Source organism: Nocardioides scoriae (genome assembly GCF_900104965.1).
In the GTDB taxonomy this organism is placed as follows: domain Bacteria; phylum Actinomycetota; class Actinomycetes; order Propionibacteriales; family Nocardioidaceae; genus Marmoricola; species Marmoricola scoriae.
In genome coordinates this window covers 2,787,296-2,806,897 of record NZ_LT629757.1, presented here as the reverse complement: position 1 = coordinate 2,806,897, position 19,602 = coordinate 2,787,296, and the positions used below count along the sequence as shown (strand labels likewise).

At 68.7% G+C, this 19,602-nt stretch carries 8 protein-coding genes; all 8 read left to right on the top strand.

Translation table 11 applies throughout. The features are described 5' to 3' along the window. The first annotated feature begins 11 nt into the window (after positions 1-11). Genes BLU55_RS13350 through BLU55_RS13315 form a run of 8 tightly spaced genes read left to right on the top strand, consistent with a single transcriptional unit; the run spans position 12 to position 19,534 of the window. Positions 12-2,888, top strand: a complete 2,877-nt coding sequence (locus tag BLU55_RS13350; protein WP_091730540.1) for an SNF2-related protein — start codon at positions 12-14, stop codon at positions 2,886-2,888. Beyond that, positions 2,889-7,517, top strand: a complete 4,629-nt coding sequence (locus tag BLU55_RS13345) for a DNA methyltransferase (RefSeq protein ID WP_091730537.1) — start codon at positions 2,889-2,891, stop codon at positions 7,515-7,517. It begins immediately after the preceding gene. Beyond that, entirely contained in the window at positions 7,510-13,809 is a 6,300-nt protein-coding gene (locus BLU55_RS13340) for a DEAD/DEAH box helicase (protein WP_091730535.1), read from the top strand. The genes BLU55_RS13345 and BLU55_RS13340 overlap by 8 nt, the downstream gene beginning before the upstream one ends. Further along, positions 13,809-16,013: a 3'-5' exonuclease gene (locus BLU55_RS13335; protein ID WP_091730532.1), complete on the top strand. Its 2,205-nt coding sequence runs from the start codon at positions 13,809-13,811 to the stop codon at positions 16,011-16,013. The genes BLU55_RS13340 and BLU55_RS13335 overlap by 1 nt, the downstream gene beginning before the upstream one ends. 15 nt (positions 16,014-16,028) lie before the next feature. Further along, positions 16,029-16,274 (top strand): hypothetical protein, encoded by a 246-nt coding sequence (locus tag BLU55_RS13330; RefSeq protein ID WP_091730529.1) that lies wholly within the window; start codon positions 16,029-16,031, stop codon positions 16,272-16,274. Further along, complete coding sequence (locus tag BLU55_RS13325) at positions 16,259-16,720, top strand: very short patch repair endonuclease (RefSeq protein ID WP_407938387.1); 462 nt, start codon at positions 16,259-16,261, stop codon at positions 16,718-16,720. The genes BLU55_RS13330 and BLU55_RS13325 overlap by 16 nt, the downstream gene beginning before the upstream one ends. A 41-nt stretch (positions 16,721-16,761) precedes the next feature. Beyond that, complete coding sequence (locus BLU55_RS13320; protein ID WP_197680988.1) at positions 16,762-17,814, top strand: DNA cytosine methyltransferase; 1,053 nt, start codon at positions 16,762-16,764, stop codon at positions 17,812-17,814. A 7-nt stretch (positions 17,815-17,821) separates the two neighbouring features. Next, positions 17,822-19,534 carry a UvrD-helicase domain-containing protein gene (locus BLU55_RS13315; protein ID WP_091730524.1) on the top strand — a complete coding sequence of 571 codons (1,713 nt, stop codon included), beginning with the start codon at positions 17,822-17,824 and terminating at the stop codon, positions 19,532-19,534. Positions 19,535-19,602: the final 68 nt, after the last annotated feature.

Below are 19,602 nucleotides of genomic sequence, written 5' to 3'. Positions count from 1 at the left end.
GGATCGACAACGTGACCGAGCTCCGGCACGCTGGCGAGGCGTTCCACGCGCCCGTCGGATCGGTCGTCGTCGTCCGCGACGAGACCTGGCTGGTCAACCGCGCCGAGCGTGCGACCGACGGGTGGTTCGTCGAGGTCCAGGGCCTGTCCGAGCTGGTGCGGGACACCGAAGCGATCTTCAGCACGGCGCTGGACGACATCGAGGTCCTCGATCCGGCGGCCGCTGAAGTCGTGGCGGACGACTCCCCGGGCCACCGGCGCGCCCGCCTGTGGCTGGAGTCAACGCTCCGACGCACCGCGGTCCCGGTGGACGACCCGAACCTCACGGTCGCCCGTCAGGGCCTGGCCGACCCGCTGGACTACCAGCTCAAGGCGGTCACCCAGGCGCTGAGCCGGGACAACCTGCGCCCACGCATCCTGCTCGCGGACGCCGTGGGCCTGGGCAAGACCCTCGAGATCGGCATGATCCTGTCCGAGCTGGTACGCCGCGGCCGAGGCGAACGGATCCTCGTCGTGACGCCGCGACACGTGCTCGAGCAGATGCAGTTCGAGCTGTGGACGCGGTTCGCGTTGCCCTTCGTGCGTCTCGACTCGGTCGGCATCCAGCGGATCCGTCAGAAGCTGCCGGCGAACCGCAACCCCTTCTCCTTCTTCAAGCGCGTGATCGTCTCCATCGACACCCTCAAGAGCGATGCCTACCTCTCCCACCTGGAGAAGCAGCACTGGGACGCCGTGGTCATCGACGAGTCCCACAACGTCACCAACTCGACGTCGCAGAACAACCGGCTCGCGCGTCTGCTCTCGACCCGCAGCGACGCGCTGATCCTGGCCTCGGCGACCCCGCACAACGGCAAGGCCGAGTCGTTCGCTGAGCTGGTCTCGATGCTGGAGCCGAGCGCGGTCAGGCCCGACGGCACCCTCGTCGAGGACGAGGTGCGCCGCCTGGTCATCCGGCGTCACCGCCACAGCCCCGACGTCGCGGCAGTGGTCGGCGGCAAATGGCCCGAGAGGCACGACCCCCGCAACGTCCTGGTGCCGGCGTCGGCCGCCGAGAACGCGCTGGCGGAGGAGCTCGACACCGTCTGGTTGCATCCGGAGTCCGGCCGGTCGCCGTACTCCGGGGCCAACGCCAAGCTCTTCCCGTGGACTCTCGCCAAGGCGTTCCTGTCGTCCCCGGCCGCGTTCGAGGCCTCGGTCCTCGAGAGGACCAAGCGCATCACCGGCGACACCGTCCAGGCCGGTCGTGAGCGCCGTGCGTTGGAGCGTCTGCGCGAGTTGAACCGGGACTGTGTCGAGTCCGGTTCGGCCAAGTACGCCGCCCTGGTCGACCACTTCGGCGGGATCGGTGTCCGCCCGGGGGCGAGCGAGCGCGTGGTGGTGTTCGCCGAGCGGGTGGCGACCCTGACCTGGCTGCGGGAGAACCTGATGAGCGACCTGGCATTCTCGTCCGACGAGGTGGTCGTCCTGCACGGAGGGCTGTCCGACGTGGACCAGCGGGAGGTCGTCGAGTCCTTCAAGCAGGAGTCGTCGCCGATCCGTGTCCTGGTCACCGGCGACGTGGCGTCCGAGGGCGTCAACCTGCATCTCCAGTGCCACCACCTCGTCCACTTCGACATCCCGTGGAGCCTCATCCGGATCGAGCAGCGCAACGGGCGCATCGACCGCTACGGCCAGCGCCACCGACCTGTCATCACCACGCTGTTGCTGGACCCGACCAGCGAAGGCTTCGCCGGCGACGTGCGCATCCTCGAGCGTCTGGTGCAGAAGGAGCACGAGGCCCACAAAGCGCTCGGGGACTCCGCCTCCTTGATGGGCAAGCACGACGTGGCCGCCGAGGAGGAGGCGATCCGACAGGTGCTCGCGGGCGAGCGCGATCTGGACGACACGGTCCGCAGCCCGGAGCAGGTGGCACAGGGCGGTGACCTGGACGCCTTGATGGCGCTGTTCGCCGTAGCCGACGCCCCGACTGCTCACCAGGCGGAGCGTGCGTCCGAGGCGCCGTCGGGATCCGGGCTCTATCCCGATCGGGTCGCGTTTCTCACCGACGCGCTCGACGAGGCTCTCGAGACCCCTGCCTCCCCACCCCCGAACGGCGTCGGCTGGCGAGTGCACCCCGGGCACGCGGTCGCGGAATTCAACCCGCCGCCGGACCTCTGCCAACGCCTCGACGTGCTGCCCCAGAGTTATCTCCGCGAGCGTCGAGTCACCGAGTCGATGAAGCTCGCCACCTCGTCGGACCGCGGTCGACGCGCCATCGAAGAAGCCCGTGGCGCAGGCTCGACGTCGCTGTGGCCGGAGGCGCACTTCCTCGCGCCACTGCATCCGGCGCTGGACTGGGCAGCCGACCGCGCGCTCGCTGCGCTGGGGCGCAACCAGATCTTCGCCGTCGAGGGACCGGTGGAGCACGTGTCCGTCCTCACCCACGCGGCGCTGATGAACGCCCGCGGCCAGATCGTCACGTCCAGCTTCGCGGTGGTGTCCTTCCCCAGCCCGGGCAACCTGACCTTCAGCCCGGTCGAGACCTTCCAAGACGCCTCGGCCGCTCTCATCGCACTAGGGATCACCGGGTCGCTCGTCAATCGCGGCCGCACGCCCGACATCATGGAGTTGCGACGTCACGTGGCGCCCGCGGTCGCGGCCGCTCGGGCCTCGTTGGACATGACGCTCGACGCCGTGGAGGCCGAGGTGACGGCCAGGGTCGAACGGTGGGCCGCGCGCACGGACACCTGGGACGAACTTGCTCTGGAGCTCACCCAGCGTGCCGGTCTGCGCGACCGGCGATCGCGGGTCGAGGTCGAGCGCGACGTGGCGCTGTCGCTGCGGCCCGACCAGCGCACGGTCCGACCGCTCCTGGTCGTCTTCCCCACCGCGGACGGGAGGGCGGTCTGAATGCCCACGAGCGATGCCCTTGTCGTCACCGGCGACTGGATCAGCGAGCACTTCTTCACCACCGACGCGACCCGGCAATCGTTCCAGGCCAAGGTCCTCGAGCGTCGCAAGGCGTGGGACGACGAGGACGGTGACGTGCGCACCCGGTTCATGGGGGAGCGCGCCGATCTCATCCGCCGGCTGGTGGACCTCCCCGACGCCGACGACGCCGAGCTGCGGACCTTCGCGGACCACGTGGTCGACCTGCTCGGCTACGGCGCGAAGGGCCTGGTCCAACAGCGATCCGGCCCTGTCATCCGGGTGAGGTCGGCGGGTCTTGCCACGGGCGGGGACCTCGCGGTGGTCGTGGCGCGGGCCTCGGAGACGGTCGAGGACCTGATCCGCAAAGACGTCGAGACTCTCATCGAGCCCCATCTCATGGACGACGGCACGGAGATCGCGTCCGTGGCAGCTCTGCTGTCGGCGTTGTTCGTCGGTGAGACCCCGCCCGCGTTCGCCCTCGTCGTGTCGGGGGGCCGACTGCTCGTCGCCGAACGCGAGCGCTGGCTCGAGGGTCGCCACCTGACCGTCGACCTGCTGACGGTCGCCGAGCGCAACGACGCGCGCCGCGGGGGCGAGGTCGACAGGGCGCTGGCCTGCGTGTGCGCGGGCTCGCTGGCACCGGACGCCGAGGGCGAGATCTGGTGGCGCCAGGTGCTGGAGGAATCCGTCAAGCACACCGTCGGTGTCTCCCAGGACCTGCGCGAGGGCGTCCGGCTGTCGGTCGAGATCATCGCCAACGAGGTCGTACGACGCCGGCGCGACGCGGGCCTCGACCCGCTGCCTGCGGACGAGGCGCAGCCGCTCGCGAAGCAGTCGCTGAGGTTCCTCTACCGCATCCTCTTCCTGCTCTACGCCGAGGCGTCACCCGAGCTGGGTGTCCTGCCGACCGGCACGCGGGAGTACGAGTCGGGCTACAGCATCGACCGCCTCCGCGAGATGTGCCTCGTCGAGCTGGTCTCACCTCGGTCCAGGTCGGGCACGCACCTCTACGACTCGCTCGCCACGCTCTTCGGGTTGTTGCACCTCGGGCACGACGGCCTGCGCGACGCCGCCGAAGGCGCCGTCACCGAGGGCCTGACCTTCCGCAACCTCAGAGCCGATCTCTTCGAGCCGGCTGCGGTCGCGCACATCGAGGACGTCGGGCTCGGCAACGCCGCGCTCCAGGAAGTGCTCCGTCATCTGCTGCTGAGCAAGGAGGCCCGCGGCCGCGATCGTGGGTTCATCTCCTACGCGGAGCTCGGCATCAACCAGCTCGGTGCTGTCTACGAGGGCTTGATGTCCTACACCGGCTTCTTCGCCGAGACCGACCTCTACGAGGTGGCGAAGAACGGTGACCCGTCCAAGGGGTCGTGGGTGGTGCCGACCGACCGGGCCGACCACCTCGCCGCCGAGCACTTCGTCACCGCGGCCGACCCGATCACCGGTGAGCGGCGACCGGTCGTTCATCACCAAGGCGGATTCGTCTTCCGCCTCGCAGGTCGCGAGCGCCAGCAGTCTGCGTCCTACTACACACCCGAGGTGCTTACGAAGTTCGTCGTCTCCCAGGCGCTTGAAGAGCTGCTCGACCAGGACGACCAGGTGACCACGGCCGAGGAGATCCTGCGCCTGAGCATCTGCGAGCCCGCCCTCGGATCGGGAGCGTTCGCCATCGAGGCCGTGCGCCAGCTCGCCGATGAATACCTCACCCGTCGGCAGAAGGAGCTCGGCGAGCGCATCGACCCGGACGTCTATCCGCTCGAGCTGCAGCGCGTGAAGGCCCACATCGCGCTCCACAACGTGCACGGCGTCGACCTCAACGCGACCGCAGTCGAACTCGCCGAAATCTCTCTGTGGCTCGACACCATGGTGGCCGGCCTCGACGCGCCGTGGTTCGGCCTCCACCTGCGACGCGGCAACTCGCTCATCGGGGCGCGGCGCGCCGTGTATCGCCGGGATCAGCTCAACGACAAGAGCTGGTTGACGACAGCGCCGACCCAGCTCGGTCTCGACACCGGCGGCGAGATGCAGCGTATCGACGGGCGCGTGCCGCACTTCCTTCTCCCCGCCGAGGGCTGGGGATCCGCGGCCGAGGTCGGCCGCGACATCCGCGAGCTCGCTCCTGATGCTGTGGCGGCGCTCAAGTCCTGGCGCCGGGTGACGCGCCGCAAGCCGGATCGCAAGGAGGTGGACACCCTCGTCGACCTCGGCCGCCGCGTCGAGCGGTTGTGGGAGATTGCTGCGCGTCGACTCGAGATCGCGGAACAGCAGATCCGTCGCGATCTCCCGCTCTGGGGACGCGAGGTGGACGCTCGGTCCGACAGCCGCACCATCACCCGAGAAAAGATCGAGCAGAGCCTCGCGGATCCTGACGGCGCCTATCAGCGGCTTCGCGCTGTCATGGACGCCTGGTGTGCGCTGTGGTTCTGGCCCCTCACCGAACATGAGCTCGAGCCGCCGACGCTCGAGCAGTGGTACGACGCGCTCCGTCAGATCCTCGGCATGAACCAGACCAGCCGCCGAGCCGGCAACGAGGCAGCGTTGACGCAGGAGCTCGACTGGGACAGCCTCGACGACTCCGAGCAGCTCGACCGGACCTACGCGGGCGCGCGTCGCATGGTCGACGTGCTTGGCGACCATCCCTGGCTCGCCGTATGCCGACGGGTCTCTAGCCAGCAGGGCTTCTTCCACTGGGAGCTGGAGTTCCCGGGTGTCTTTGCGCGCGGCGGCTTCGACCTCCAGGTCGGAAACCCTCCGTGGGTGAGGCCCGACTGGGACGCCGCATCGGTTCTCGCCGACCACGACGTCAGATTCGCACTGGACGCAAAGATGCCCGCGGAAGAGTTCCGTTCTCTGAGCGAGTCGGTGCTCGACAAGAGTTCGGCACTCAGGTCCTATCTCGATCTCGCAGGAGGTCAGGTGGCCCTTCGCGAGTCGGTGTCAGCGCCCACCATGTTCCCGCACCTGGCGGGCTTGAGGCCCGACCTCTATCGCTGCTTCATGTCGGTGACCTGGCGGCGTCAGTCGCCACGTGGCATCACCGCTCTGCTGCACCCGGAGACCCATTTCACCGACGAGCGTGCAGGCAACCTTCGCTCAGCGACCTATCCCCGCCTGCGCCGGCACTGGCAGTTCATCAACGAGCTCGGCCTCTTCGAGATCCATAACCTCGTTACGTACGGCGTCCACGTTTACGGCGGGAATGGCGACGTGATCGACTTCCTGATGGCTACGTCGCTATATCACCCCGACACCGTCGAGCGGTCGTTGGTGCATTCGGGCGCTGGCCCGGAGCCCGGGGTGAAAGACGAGGAGGGTCATTGGGACACTCGCCCTCACCGCGGCCGCATTCAGCATGTTACTAAGCGCACTCTGCACACATGGAACGAGACTCTCGGAGGTGGCGCCGGTGTGGGCGGCACTCGGATGGTCTTCGTTGTGAATCAGTCGACCGCGAGCGTGTTGGACAAGGTGTCAAGTATGTCGAGGATGAGCTCGGTCCAGCCCCTGCTCTCCCTTGGATGGGATGAGGGCGCCGATTTCAAGCGCGGGATGTTTGAGGTGGCCTGGGGAGCATGTGGGCGGTGGCAAGATGTCATCTTGCAAGGTCCTCAGATACATGTGGCGAATCCGATGTATAAGAGCCCCAATCAATCGATGGCAAGCAACAAGGACTATTCTTCGATTGACCTCGAGCAGCTCCACGAATACGCAATTCCGACGACAAAATATCAGCCAAATACGGGGAATCCAACTGCGGCAGCGCGGTATGCCGCGCGATATGACCATGTAGGCGACGAGCGCGTCGCTGTTACCTCGCTGAACAGAGTCGCATGGAGGGCAATGGCGGCCAACACTGGCGAGCGGACGCTGATTCCTGCTCTGCTGCCCAGGGACGCAGCTCACGTGGATGGCATCCACTCGTTGAGTGTTCTCCCTGACGACCCCAGTAAGGTAGTCAGCATCGCTGGATTCATGTCCTCGCTCGTCTCGGACTTCATCACTCGCGCGGCTCCAAAATCAACGATTCGGCAGAGCACAATCGATCGGCTTCCGTTTGTTTCTGCTCATCCACTTCAGCCAGCTCTGCAACTGCGAGTGATGAGACTGAACTGCGTCACTGCCGCCCACGGGGACGTATGGAACGACGTGAGCCTCGACCTGGCACTAGACGACGCCTGGACCGGGGGGATCGACTACCCAGGGCGTCCGACGATCGCACGTGTGCCTCAAAGTTGGACACGGGAGGTTCCTCTTCGGCGAGCATCCGACCGCCGGCAGGCGCTGATTGAGATCGACGCTCTCGTCGCGCTCATGCTCGGGCTCACCGCGGACGAGCTGTGCACGATCTACCGCACTCAGTTCCCGGTCCTCTATGGCTACGACCGCACGAAGTATATCTACGACGCCAATGGTCGTGAGGTGCCCAACTCGGTGCTTACGGTGTGGCGGCGCAGGGGTGATGCGATCACCGAGGAGGAGCGGACCGCGACGCACCCGGCGGGCACCGTCTACACCTACGAGCTGCCGTTCGTGACCCTCGATCGCGAGGCCGACATGCGTCGGGCGTACGCCCACTTCGAGCAGGTGCTGAAGGATCGCGATGGGTGAGCTGCTGCCCACGGTTCAAGCGAGAGCGATCCGCGAGGGTCTGCTCGACTACCTCGGGACGACCCTGTCGCTCGCCGACGAGGACGCCCGCGCGACGCTGCTCGACTTCCTCTCCCACCCGGACACGGGGATCTTCAAGGGGCCGTATCTCCGCCTGCGGCTCCCGTTCGAGCCGGCCGCCGACGGGTGGCGCGACCACCTGGGGTGGTACGAGGGGTTCTCGCCCTACGGTCACCAGGCCGAGACGTTCGCTCGGTTGACCAGCCTCGACCTCGGTCCCGACCAACCGCGTCCCCTGCCCACCGTGCTCACCACGGGCACCGGCTCCGGCAAGACCGAGGCGTTCCTCCACCCGATCCTCGACCACGTGCTGCGCGCCAAGCGGGTGGGGGAGCAGGGCACCAAGGCGCTGCTGCTCTATCCGATGAATGCGTTGGCCAACGACCAGGCCGGGCGTCTCGCGGAGATGATCACCACCCACGAGGCCCTGGCCGGCGTCACCGCCGCGCTCTACACCGGACAGGCGGGCCCGACGCGCACGAAGGTCTCGGCCGACAGCCTGATCACCGACCGTGACGTCATCCGCAGCAGCGCCCCCGACATCCTCCTCACCAACTACAAGATGCTCGACCAGCTGCTGCTGCGGCACGCAGATGCTCGGATCTGGGAGCAGAGCGCATTGAGCCTGCGCTACCTCGTGCTCGACGAGTTCCACACCTACGACGGCGCCCAGGGCACCGACGTGGCCATGCTCCTCCGACGTCTCGGGCTGACGCTCAAGAGCCACTGGCCCGACAGCCACGCCGACCTCACCGACGACGACCGCGACCGTCCCCTCGGACGCATCACCCCCGTGGCGACGTCGGCGACGCTCGGCGGAGAAGGCGACGGTCAGGCCATCGCCGACTTCGCCACCACCGTCTTCGGGGAGCCCATCGGCGCGGACTGTGTCGTCACCGAGTCGCGCGTGACCGCCGAGCAGTGGGAGGCGCCGTCGCTGGTCGCCGTGTCCGACGCCGGCGTGACGATCGAGGACAGTGCTCGTGCCGCACGCGACGTGGCAGCAGCCGTCGACGCCCTCGGCCAGGATCCGACAGGGGAAGCGATCACCGCAGCGGTCGCCGGTGTGCTCTTCCCGGATCGGTCGTCCACCGGCCTCGACGACCTCGATCTCTTCCGCGCGCACCCCCTGACCGGTCGGCTGATCCGCACTGCCGCAGCAGCCGCGGACGTGGCCGACCTCGCCGACGTCGCGGTGGCAGGGGCGGGCCTCGAGCAGGAGGAGGCAGAGGCCTACCTGCTGTGCTTCGTCGCCGCGCTGAGCCACCTGCGGGCCGCGCACGGCCGGGTCATGCCGTCGATCGAGCTGCACCTGTGGATCCGCGAGCTGTCCCGACTCGACCGCTCGGCCTCGCTCGACGTGCGCTATCGCTGGTTCGACGACGGCGAGATCGTGCAGGACGAGGGCGTCGTCGGCTCCGAGCCGTGGTTCCCGTCCCTCTTCTGTCGTCACTGCGGACGCTCGGGATGGGGCGTCGCACTCGCCCCTACCGGCACGGATCTCGACACCGACGACGACACGATCCGCAAGCGTGCCCTGGCCAAGGACGAGCGCTTCCGGGCCGTCCTGCTCGCTCTGCCGGAGGCCGAGGCGTTCTCCGCGTTGGACGACGCCGCGCCCGTCGAGGGACTGCGCTGGTTCCACACCCGCGAGCGGCGCTTCCTCACGGCGCCACCGACAGTCGAGGCCGACCTGCGCGAGGGTCGAGTCCTCCCCGTCCTCATGCACGTCGGCGACGAGGCCGGCAAGGCGTCCAAGGACGACACCTGCCCGTCGTGTCGCACCCGCGACGCCATCCGCTTCGTCGGCTCCGCGGTCGCCACCCAGCTCTCGGTGACGCTGTCGACACTGTTCGGCGATCCGCATCTCGACCCGGCGGAGAAGAAGGCGCTGGTCTTCACCGACAGCGTCCAGGACGCCGCGCACCGCGCAGGCTTCGTGCAGAGCCGCTCGCACGGCCTCACGCTGCGCTCGGTGCTCCGCAGCGCCGTGAACGACCACCCCCGTACTCTTGACGCGCTCGTCGACCGGGTCATCGAGTCGGCCGGCGACGACCGGCAGAACCGACACCGCATCCTCCCGCCCGACCTTGCCGGGTGGAGCAAGCTCCGGGGCTTCTGGGAGGCGGCCACCCTTGCCCGGGTCACCCCCAAGGTGCGCACGATGGTGCGCCGCCGCCTCCTCCTCGACGCGGTCCTCGAGTTCGGCCTCCAGTCCCGGGTCGGCCGCACCCTCGAGCGGACCGGCAGCGTGACCGCCCACGTCGACGTACCCGAGGCGACGCTGCTCGCCGCGGCGAGGCAGGCGGTCGCCGACGCGGGCGGGACCGGCACGCTCGGCGCCTTCGCGCCCGAGGACACCCAGCTCGTGCAATGGGCGCGTGGCGTGCTCGAGCGCATGCGGGAGCGCGGTGCGATCGAGCACGAGTGGTTCCGCCGCTACGTCGACCACGACGGCGCCCGCTACCACGTCTGGGGTGGTCGGCCCAAGGGTGAGGGCATGCCCGCGTTCCCCGCCGGGCGCGCCGCTCCGGGCTACCCCCGCGTCGGCGGCGAGAAGCTGACCCGCGACGTCGACCTCGACCCGGTCACGACACCGCGCAGCTGGTACGCCGTGTGGGCCGGCAAGGTGCTCGGGACCGGCGCCACCCAGGGCGCGACACTCGCGCGGCTGCTTCTCGAGCGCCTGGCGAAGCGCGACGTCCTGCTCACCTCCACCTCTCAGGGCGGAGCCACGATCTATCAGATCTCCGCCACCAAGGTGCTCGTGCAGGTCGTGCCCGACGCAGCGCTTGGATCGACCGAGCACCTGCTCGTCTGCGACGCCTGTCAGGCCCACACCCCGGGCAGCCCACTCGTGACCGCGCAGCTCGAGGGCGCGCCGTGCGATGTGGCCCGGTGCGCCGGACGTCGACGTCGGGCTCCGCTGGTCGACAACTTCTACCGACGGATGTACGCCGCGAAGCAGATCCAGCGGGTGCTCGCGCGGGAGCACACCAGCCTGCTCGACGACGAGACGCGCCTGGCCTACGAGAACGGCTTCAAGAGCCGCGCCGACGACCCGGAGGCCCCCAACGTCCTGGTCGCCACCCCCACCCTCGAGATGGGCATCGACATCGGCGACCTGTCGACCGTCATGCTCGCCTCGCTGCCGCGTTCGGTCGCGGCGTACCTCCAGCGCGTCGGACGTGCCGGCCGGCTCACCGGCAACGCTCTCGACCTTGCCTTCGTGCGGGGCCGCGGCGACCAACTGCCTCAGCTGGGCGAACCGCTGTCGATGATCAACGGACAGGTCCGCCCGCCGGCGACCTACCTCGACGCCGAGGAGATCCTCCGTCGGCAGTACGTCGCCTCGCTCGCCGACCGCCTTGCTCGACGTGGCGATGCGCCGCATCCCACGACGGCGACCGAGGCCATGGAGGCGCCCGCCGTCGGCACCTATCTGCACGCGCTCGTCGTCGACGGAGAGCAGGACCTCGACCATCTGGACGCGTTCCTGCACGGGTTCCCCTCCCTCACCAAGGAGGCCGAGAAGTCGCTGCGGGACTGGGTCACCCCGGGCAGCACGCCGCTCACGAGCGCGTTGTCCGTGCGTGTCCACGAGGAGTCGCTCCGTTGGCGCACCGAGGTCGAGACTCTCGGTCACCGCATCGATGCGATCCAGGAGTCACTGCCCGAGCTCGAGCGTCGGGCGAAGTCGCCGGCCCGCACCGAGGACGACGAGCTGGCGTTCAGGTCAGCGCTCTCGGCGCGCAAGCTGCTGCTGAAGCAACGAACCGACCTCCGTGGAGAGCACTGGATCGGGGTCCTCGAAGCGCACGGGCTGCTGCCGAACTACACGCTCCTCGACGACACGGTCACCCTCGACGTGTCGCTGTCCTGGTTCGACACCGACGTGGGGGACTGGCGGACCGAGCCGTACTCGTATCACCGCGGTGCCGCCCTGGCGCTCCGGGACTTCGCGCCGGGCGCCACGTTCTACGCCCAGGGACACCAGATCAGCATCGACGCCGTCGACCTGGGCCGAGACGGTGAAGCCGCCCACCGTTGGTGCTTCTGCCCGGCCTGCGGTTTCGCCGATCGGGTCGCACCAGGATCGGCGGGCATCGACGCGTGTCCGCGTTGCGGCTCCGCCGCCCTCGCCGACGTCAAGCAGCGGCTCGACGTGGTGGAGCTCGACCAGGTGTCCGCGATGATGAAGCGCGACGAGGCGATGATCGACGACGCGCGCGACGACCGCCTGCGCGAGCCCTTCGACATCGTGGTGGCGGCCGACATCGACCCGACGCTGGTGTCGCGGCGCTGGTACGTCGACGGCTACGGCTTCGGCGTCCGCTACCAGAAGGACCTGACCATCCGTTGGCTGAATCTCGGCCGCTCGGTGGGTCACGGTGGACTGCGCACGGTTGCAGGTCAGGAGCGCAACGCACTGCTGTTCCGGGTGTGCTCGGAGTGCGGCCAGATCGACAACGCGACCCATCGCAACAACGCCACCGAGCACCGTCCGTGGTGCTCGCTTCGCGCCGCCGCGGAGGAGAAGACCCGGCTGGTCGCGCTGTCGCGGATCCTGCGCACCGAAGGGCTCGTCGTGCGGCTCCCAGTGTCGGTGTCGCTCGGCGACTCCTTCGCCACTCCCAGCCTCGCCGCGGCGCTGCTCCTGGGTCTGCGCGATCACATCGGCGGTGCGCCCGTCCACCTGGCCGTCGAACTCGTGGAGGACCCCACACCGGGCGGGACCGACAACCTGCCGGCGCTGCTGCTGCACGACGTCGTGCCGGGTGGCACCGGCTACCTCGCGGAGCTCGCCGAGCCGGAGATGCTGCGCGCCGTCCTCTTCGCGGCGTACGAAGTGGTGCGGGACTGTCCCTGTCGTGACGAGGGACGGGCGTCGTGCCACCGCTGCCTGCTCCCGTTCGCAGGCCCAGGCGGGGCGGTCAGGGTCTCGCGGGTCGCCGCCGAACGCCATCTGCGCGACCTGCTCAACGCCGGGACCGGGAGCTCCGACGAGCCCGTCCCGACCGGCGAATGGGCACTGACCGACGACGAAACGACCGGGTTCGACCCCGAGAGCCACCTGGAGCAGAAGTTCCGCCAGGTGATCCGCGATCGCCTCAAGACGGCGGGGGCGACGGTCGACGAGAAGCCCGGACCCAACGGCAACCGCTATGTGATCACGCTCGGCGGAGGACGAGTGTGGACGATCGATCCCCAGGAGAACGTGCTGGGATCGCGGCCCGACTTCGCCCTCCGCAGCAACGACACCACCGTGCCTGCGGTGATGATCTTCTGCGACGGTTGGCGCTTCCACGCCAACCCCGCGATCAACCGACTCCACGACGACGTCGCCAAACGCGCCCGACTGCGCGAGGCGGGACACGTGGTCATCGCCCTCACCTGGAGCGACCTGACCGATCCGCCAGCGGCGCCGCCCTGGTTCGGCGAGCAGATGGTCGGCGCCGTCATGGGCATGTCCCAGGGGGCACTCACCCCGGATGCGATCGATCTCGTCCGTGCCGGTCCGCTGGGATGGCTGATCCGATGGATCCAGGATCCGTCTCCGGCCACCGTCGCCGCGCTGGCCGACTGGCTGCCGATGTTCGCCATGGCGTCCTCGCAGCATCGCGGAGTCCTCAGCGGCGAGTCCGCGGTGCAAGCGGCCGCAGGCCTGCTGGACGGGGGAGCCCTCGCCGGTGAACCCCCCACCTCCTGGGCCTGGGTCGGCGACACGGTCGCGCTCCTCGCTCGCAATCTCGGTACGGCCACCGCCAGCGAGGTCGCACTGGTGCTCGACGACGGGGACCACCGACTGGGGCAGGCCCACATGGACGCGTGGCGTCATTGGTTGCACCTCTCGAACCTGCTCAACCTGCGCACGCACGCGACGACGATCACCGTGACCAGCCTGGCCGGCGCCGACGCCGACGCCGGCGCTGCCGCCGGCACAGACCTCGACGACGACGTCCCGGAGGAGCTCCGTGCCGACCTCGCCTTCGCCGACGCGGGGGTGCGTGCCCTGGTCATCGATCTCCACGCGGCCGGCGTGGTCGGCGCGAAGATCGGGCACGAGGGGCCGGACGGAATCCCGATCGACCTCGCCTGGCCCGATGTCTCCGTGGCGGTGGACATCGGGCTCGACGACCAGGATCGCTCCGATCTCACCGGCACCGGTTGGCGCATCGTGCGACCCGAGATCCACGACATCCGTGACGCACTGCGACAGGAAGAGGCCTGATGCCCCAGATCGTGATGGCCGTGCAGGATGCCGGCAATAGGGTGGACGGTTCGGTGCGCGGCAAGGCGTACGCCTTCCTGGAAAAGCTGAGCGCCAACGATGCCCTGCCCGGGCTACACATCGAGCCCATCCAGAACTCCACCGACTCACGTGTACGCACCGGCCGGGTGTCACAGTTCTGGCGCGCCGTGCTGTTCAAGGTTCAGGGTTCGGGGACCGAGGCCCACTACGTGTACCTGGGGGTGTGGCCACACGACAACGCCATCGACGTCGCGAAGAAGGTCCGGCTGACGTTCAACCCCGTCACCGGGATCACGCAGGTGACTGCCGAGTCCCCGGCCGACCGTGTCGGTGCAGGTGACGAGCATGGCACCGCCATCGGGGACGCGACTACAGCGACACCGCTGGTCGCGCTCGGCCTGTCCCTCGAGGATCTGGTCGAGGAGCTCGGCTTCGAGTCCGACATCGCAGTGGGGGCTCTGGAAGCCTCCGACGAGGACGCCCTGCTCGAGCTCGCAGCCGGCCTGGTGCCCTGGCAGGGATCGGCTCTGATTGCGCTGGCCAGCGGTGAGTCCGTAGCCGAGGTCAAGGCTTCGTTGGCGATCGAGGAGATGCGCACTGACGACGGGCCGGACGAGGACACCAACCTGATCGCCGGCCTCAAACACCCAGCTGCGGCGATGCAGTTCACCTTCGTCGAGGAGGACGAGGAGCTACGGCGCATCATCGAGGAGGGCGACTTCGCCGCCTGGAAGGTGTTCCTCCACCCGGAGCAGCGCCGCTACGTCGAGCAGACCTCGTCGGGACCGTTCCGGCTTTCCGGGGGTGCGGGCACGGGCAAGACGGTGGTCCTCTTGCATCGCGCCAGACGCCTCCACCGGGCAGACCCGTCGGCCCGCATCGTGCTCACGACCTTCACCAAGACCCTGGCCGAGGGTATGAAGCGCGAGCTCCGCTCGCTCGACCCGACGGTCGTGCTGGCGGACAAGCTCGGCGACGCCGGTGTGCTGGTGGTCGGCATCGATGCCGCAGTCAGCGCGGCGATCCGGACGAACTCGGCTCACATGTCGGCCGCAGTCTCGGCGGTCCTCGGGGATCGCAGCGAACGCATCGCAGCGCGCCTGGTCGACAGCGACGAGCGGTGGCGCGACGCGGTCGCCTCCTCCGACGCCGACCTCCCAGCAGACCTGCGGCACGCAGCGTTCTTCCAGGCGGAGTACGACATGGTCGTCGTGCCCGGTCGGATCACGTCGAGGGACGGCTACTTCAAGGCGCGTCGACCCGGCCGCGGCGTCGCCCTGGACCGTGTCCGTCGCGCCGAGGTCTGGAAGGTCGTCGAGAGCTACCGCGCCCGATCGAGTATCGACGGAGGAATCGACTTCGGTGAGGCCGCGGCGGTAGCCGCTGAGGCCCTCGGCCGTAGGTCATCGCCGCTCGTCGACCACGTGCTGGTGGACGAGGGTCAGGACCTCCGCCCGACCCACTGGCAGTTTCTCAGAGCCCTCGTACCCGAGGGGCAGGACGACCTCTTCATAGCCGAGGACGCCCATCAGCGGATCTACGGCCAGCGAGTGGTGCTCGGTCGCTTGGGCATCAAGATCGTCGGGCGTTCCAGGCGTCTACAGCTGAACTACCGGACAACGGCTCAAAACCTCCATTTCGCGGTCCAGGTACTCGAAACCGGCGGCTACAGCGACCTGGAGTCCGACGCGGCCGAGGTGTCGGGCTACCGCTCCGCCCGGTTGGGTCCCGCCCCACAGCTCATCCGCGCGGACAACCTCACCCAAGAGCTCGACGCCTGCGCCGATCTGGTGCGGGCCTGGGTGACTGCCGGTGCGGCGCCGGACTCGATCGGCATCCTCGTGCGGGACGCGACCCAGGCTCAGCAGGTTTCGCGCGGTCTGGACGAACGCGGCACCAAGGTCCGCGTGGTGACCAACCAAGCGCAGACGGCCAAGGACCCCGTCGTGATGACCATGCACCGCGCCAAGGGCATGGAGTTCTCCCGTGTCGTCATCTTCGGTGCGGACAGCAGCCTCATGCCGGCGCAGTACGTCCTCAAGGGACTCACCGATCAGGAACGCGACGACGCCGTCTTGCGAGAGCGCTCCCTGTTCTACGTCGCGGCCACGCGCGCAAGGGACGAGCTCGTTGTGCTGTGGACGGGCGACCCGAGCGAATTCTTCGAACGAGCTACGTCGTGAGCGAATGGGGGAGCGGTGGCGACCAAGAGTGACCTGAAGAGCTGGGTGATCGAGGCGCTGAAGAACCTCGGTGGGAGCGGGACGGTGGTGCAGGTGGCACGGGAGGTCTGGCAGCGTCACGAGCATGATCTGCGCGCTTCCGGCGACCTGTTCTACACCTGGCAGTACGACATCAGGTGGGCGGCGCAGACGCTGCGCGACAGCGGTGTTCTGCGACCGGCGAACGGCCGGCGCCCCGGGACCCCGTGGGTGCTCGCCTGAACGGCGGGGAGCCGGCGGCGGGGCCGCTACGAAACGGACCCGTCAGAGCGTCCTCCGCAGAGGTCGCGTCACGCATGAGCCGGCAGAGACGGCTGGGCACCGTTCCGGAGCTGGCGCTGCGCCGTGAGCTGCACCGTCTCGGGCTGCGCTACCGCATCGGCTGGCCGGTCCCCGGCCGCCCCAGGAGAACAATCGACGTCGCCTTCCCGCGCAGGCAGGTGGCTGTGTTCGTCGACGGGTGCTTCTGGCACGCGTGCCCGGAGCACGCCACGTCGCCCAAGGCGAACGGCGCCTGGTGGTCGGAGAAGCTGGCCGGAAACGTCCGGCGGGACCGTGACACGGACGCCGTGCTGATCGACGCCGGATGGGCGGTGGTGCGGGTGTGGGAGCACGAGGCGGTGAGCGAGGCCGCCGTGCGCGTCGTCGCAGCCGTGCGCCCGTGGTGAGCCTGCGGCACAGTGTCCCCCCGCTCACGTACGCTGCCGGCGTGTCGGGAGAAGCGAAGCTCATGGATCTTTTCGCCGGCTGTGGGGGGCTGACCTCGGGTTTCGTTTCGACCGGGCGATTCGCCCCGATCGCCGCCGTGGAGTGGGATCTGCACGCGGCGGCCACGTACGCCCAGAACTTCGGCGACCACATCCATGTGGGTGACATCGCGGACTGGACCAGGGGTTCGCTACCCCAGGCCGACGTCGTGGTGGGCGGGCCCCCCTGTCAGGGCTTTTCCTCACTCGGCACGCGCGACCCGCAGGATCCCCGCAATGCGATGTGGGAGCACTACGTGGAGACCTTGGAACGGGTCCGACCCGCTTTCTTCGTCATGGAGAACGTGCCGCAGTTCCTCAAGTCGACTCAGTTCGCCGAACTCACCGGCCTGGTTCGTGCCCGGGGCCGCCTGGGTGCTTACGAGATCGAAATGCAGGTCGTCAACGCCGCGGATCACGGAGCGGCGCAGGCGCGTCGCCGCGCGGTTGTGATCGGACGACGGCGCGGCACCCGGGAGATCGGACTCCCCGAGCTGTGGGACGTCCGCTCGCTGTCTGACGCCTTCCCGGCCTGGCTCGCCCCCCGGGTGACGAAGACCGAGCTGCCCGACAGTGTGGTCGAGTTCCGCGGTCGAACGCTGCCAGGCCCCTTCAAGATGCGCGATCTGCACATCACGCGGGACGTGAGCGACCTGTCCCGTGCCCGCTACGCAGCCATTCCGCCGGGCGGCAATCGATTCGACCTACCTGACGAGTTGTCGAGCCCCTGCTGGCGGCGTCACCGTAGCGGGTCGGGCGACGTGATGGGCCGCTTGCGTTGGGACCGGCCGTCGGTGACGATTCGCACGGAGTTCTTCAAGCCTGAGAAGGGGCGTTACCTCCACCCGACGGAGGACCGGCCCATCACCCATGCCGAGGCGGCGTCCATCCAGGGCTTTCCCGAGGACTTCGAGTGGTGCGGCACGAAGGTGTCGATCGCCCGTCAGATCGGCAACGCCGTGCCGCCGCCCCTCGCCCGGTCGATCGCCACCGTCGTCGCAGACCGTCTGGCCTGAGGTCGTCGTGCGTGAGGGGGTCTCGCACGGTCTCGACGCCGAGCAGGTGGCAGTCGCAGAGGCGGAGCCGGACGCACGGCAGATCGTGCTCGCGGCGCCGGGGAGCGGCAAGACCGAGGTGGTCGCCGCCCGGGTCGATGCACTCGCTGAGCTGCACGACCTCGACGTCGTCGACGAAGTTCTCGTCTTGAGCTTCTCGCGGGCTGCCGTCGCGGCGCTTCGTAGCCGGCTCGGTCCCCGATCGGCCCGTCCGCTCCCGACCATTCGGACGATCGACAGCACCGCGACCATGCTGCTCGATGAGGTGGCGGCAGACGACTGGGCTGGTCTCGACTTCGACGGCCGGATCGAGCGGATCCGCGCGGTGCTGGCTGCTGGCGCAGCCAGCGAATCGCTCTCGTTGCTCGGCCACGTGGTGGTCGACGAGGTCCAGGACCTCGTCGGGATTCGTGCACGCTTTGTGCTCGACCTTCTTCGAGCTCTCCCAGAGGGGGCAGGCTTCACCTTGCTCGGGGACCCGCGCCAGGCGCTCTACGACTTCCAGCTCACCGACGCAACAGACATGACGGCGCGTGACTTCCTCGACGAGGCGGCGTTGCTCAGCGGGCGACACCCCGTCGATCGCGTTCGCCTCCTGGGTCAGTACCGAGCGAGGTCCGAAGACGCGAGATCGGTCGCGTCACTCGGCGCGACCGATCTCGACGGCGGGGAGTGGACGCAAGCGGTGGAGGACCACCTCGGCTCTGTCCTGACGATGGGTGACGTGGCGGGTGTGGCACGACCTGTCGCCAGATGGCCTGGAACCACTGCATTTCTGTGCCGAACGAACGGTGATGCGCTCGTCGTCGCGGGAGTGCTTCGCGAACTGGAGGTCACGGCAAGACTTCGGCCGCTTGTCGAGAAGCAGCCTCTGGAGACCTGGGTCGCACGAGCGGTCTCAGGTTCCACCACGTCCATCACCAAAACCGATGTGATTGATCGTCTCACCGGAGTGGTGTCTGATCCCGAAGCCTCCTGGCGGCTACTCAAGGCGACCGAGCGCAACCTGCGCGTCGCAGATCGGATCGACATTGCGCGTCTGACCATGCGGGTGGACCTCGGTGACTTTCCTGCTGCCCTCGGTGCGGGGCCCGGCCCGGTGGTGGTGTCGACGGTGCATCGGGCCAAGGGGCTCGAGTTCGACAACGTCGTCGTGGTCGATCCCGACGGGATGCGAGAACCGGACGGCAGTTCGGTCGCTTATGTCGCGCTCACCCGCGCGCGGGACAGGCTTGTGGGAGCGGGGCTGGACCGGCCGAGATTCTTCCATTACGACAAGACCACTGGCCGCTGGATCGTCGGCGGCCATCAGCGGTGGATGACGGCGGCGATCGAGCTCAGGCCGGATGACATCGCGATCGATCCGGACATCGAGGCCGACGAGATTGTGATCGGAGGACGAGTTGCAGCGGCCTTCGATCGCCGCTCGTCCACACTTGGGGTTCCGGTCTGGGAGGTCCGCTCGGCAGAGCGTCGGATCGGACACACGACCCCCGCCTTCGGAGAACTGGTCGCGCGCCGAGTCGAGGCGGGAACCGTGGGGTCACGATGGGGTTGGCCCGATCTGGCCGGCGGCATCGGGGTGGAGGGGGTCGTGACCGGAGTGGTCCGGGACCGAGCCGGGAAGCCATCGCTCGCCGCCGTGCCGACCATCTCCGGGTTGGCGACGTTCTTGCGCTGAGCGACTTCAGCCACAGAAATCGGACCCTGTTGATAGAAAGAACCAACTTCTCGACATCGACTGATCAA

Coding starts and splice junctions, on each gene's coding strand:
- BLU55_RS13345 (WP_091730537.1), top strand. CDS start 2,889: ATGCCCACGAGCGATGCCCTTGTCGTCACCGGCGACTGGATCAGCGAG.
- BLU55_RS13340 (WP_091730535.1), top strand. CDS start 7,510: ATGGGTGAGCTGCTGCCCACGGTTCAAGCGAGAGCGATCCGCGAGGGT.
- BLU55_RS13335 (WP_091730532.1), top strand. CDS start 13,809: ATGCCCCAGATCGTGATGGCCGTGCAGGATGCCGGCAATAGGGTGGAC.